Raw genomic sequence first — 2,336 nt, 5'->3', positions numbered from 1 at the left:
CGTCAGCGATGGGCGCTTCGTCATAGACCACTGTGCGTCAGTCTTCGTGATACAAGCCCCAGATTTGATTTCACACAAGAAGGGTTTTCGGCATTATGACGTTTAAACTTGTGGAAATACTCACTTTCAAGGAGGCATGTTTGCGCAACGCCAAATCGCCAGAAGAGGAGCCAGAAAGTGGCGCCAAACGCGGACGTCTACCACCGCTTTCAATGGTGCGCGCCTTTGAGGCAGTGAGCCGGCTCGGCTCGATGCGCAAGGCTGCGGATGATCTCAATGTCGGTCATACGGTCGTTTCCCGACATGTGCGAAATCTTGAATCCTGGCTTGGCACGCGACTTGTGGATGCTGGACCACGAGGCATTCGGCTGACTACGGAAGGCAGGCTTTTTGCCGAGACTGTGGGAATGGCTTTCGACATGATCGCCAAATCGACGGCGGAATTGCGTCCGGCGGTAAGCCGCTCGGTTTTACGAATCTGGTGTGTCCCTGGTCTCGCAACGCGCTGGCTGGCGCCGCGTTTCAACCAGCTCCAACTTGCGCTGCCCGGCATCGATTTCGTCATGCGCGCCACCGATCTAGAGCCCGATTTCACGCATTACGACGCCGATGTCGATATCCGCTATTTGGAGGCGCCGAAGGGGAATGCTCGCTGGATTTTGCTGGAAAGGCCACGGATTTTCCCGGTCGCTAGCCCGGACTGGATCAGCAAGAACGCACCCATCCGCACTCTTGACGATCTCGTGAATCAGCCGTTGATACATGAGGAAAGCCGCGATCAATGGCGACAATGGTTCCATCAGGCTGGCTATGGGCATGAAGTAGTGTTGAACGGGCCGCGGCTCTGGTCAGCCAATCTTACGGTCGACGCGGCCGTAACAGGGCAGGGAATCGCACTCGCGACACGCCTGATTGCCGCTGATGATCTCCGCACCGGGCGGCTCGTCGAGTTGCTTGGAACCGATGTTCGGCTCGGAGGATATTATTTAGTTGGACCGCGTGAGCGTTGGAATGAAGTGACATTGGCGCGCTTCCGCGCTTGGATGCAGCAGTCTATCGCGGAGACGACGGGTGGCCAATCAGCTGGTGTGATAAATCAACCCGGCTCCGCTGAAGAATAATTTCGCCGTCAGGTGGAAGTTCAGTTTAATACCTGAGTAGATGCAGTTCGGATAGCCTTAAACTTGTCTTGCGCTGAACACATGCGCGCAAGTTCCTCCTGCCATTGACGCTGGCTCGTCAAAGTTTCGTCCATTCACAAAAGTATCTCCCAGTTATTGTCGCAATCGCGCTCATTCACCAACATGCTATGCACGCGCCCATCACAAACGGACCCGTTGCGAATGACTGGCGAATGACCTTCGACAATCGGCTTGGGGGGGCGCTGTCCGCTAGTTTCGCTGTTTGTGGCAAAGACTTGCCGTTTATGGTGATTTGCTCTGGATAACGATCCGTTCGGAATGTACGAAGGTCATGGGGGAGGAATGCCTCCGTACTAGCTATGGAGTGGTGACATGAAGTCACCACTGAGGAAGTAATAAAGTGCCTGTCTGAGCAGGAGAAACTGTATCAAACTCAGCTCTCAAATGAGTGGGCGCGGGCTGAATGTCAAAAACAGCGAAGGGGAAAACCACGTTAGAGCACAGCGATTCTCATGCCATAACCGCGTTATAACCAAGTGCCGCAAGCTAGTCTGGAACGACTGTGTTTCGGACTAATTTCCCAGCCAAAACTTAAATCCAGACCCCCGCCAAGTTGCTATTAAGGTGAGCGGGGTCGTCACTTTCTTTCTTGGAGACACCCATGTCCAATACCACTGACACACTGTACGCGAGGGATATAGCCCATCACCTTCATAGCTATACCGATGCGCGGATGCACGAAGGTGTCGGTCCGTTGGCAATTGAGCGCGGGGATGGGGTTTTCGTCTATGACACCGAGGGGCGTCGCTATATCGAAGCCATGTCGGGCCTGTGGAGTGCGGCACTTGGCTTCAGCGAGGTGCGACTGGTCGAGGCGGCCATGACGCAGATGCGTAAGCTACCTTTCTACCACACCTTTACTCACAAAACGCATCAGCCTGCCGTGGATCTCGCGGAGAAGCTCATCTCGCTGGCGCCGGTGCCGATGAGCAAGGTTTTCTTTACCAACTCCGGTTCTGAGGCCAACGACACGGTGGTGAAAATGGTTCGTTACTACAATAACGCCCGTGGCCTGCCGCTGAAGAAAAAGGTGATATCCCGCATCGGAGCCTACCATGGCGTGACCGTCGCTGCGGCGAGCCTAACTGGCTTGCCGAACAATCATCGTGCTTTCGACCTGCCTATGATGGACAT

At 54.8% G+C, this 2,336-nt stretch carries 2 protein-coding genes; both read left to right on the top strand.

The window, feature by feature from the left end; genetic code table 11:
• Positions 1-140: 140 nt before the first annotated feature.
• The gene (locus ACXRVY_RS24805) at positions 141-1,121 is read left to right on the top strand and encodes a LysR substrate-binding domain-containing protein (protein ID WP_223457487.1); all 981 of its coding nucleotides are present in this window, start codon (positions 141-143) and stop codon (positions 1,119-1,121) included.
• A 682-nt stretch (positions 1,122-1,803) separates the two neighbouring features.
• The coding region (locus tag ACXRVY_RS24800; protein WP_458238501.1) for an aminotransferase class III-fold pyridoxal phosphate-dependent enzyme at positions 1,804-2,336 on the top strand (533 nt) is incomplete at its 3' end.

Source organism: Pseudomonas sp. P5_A2_2, from assembly GCF_054177685.1.
The sequence above is the reverse complement of the archived record's forward strand: the minus strand, read 5'-3'. Positions and strand labels throughout refer to the sequence as shown.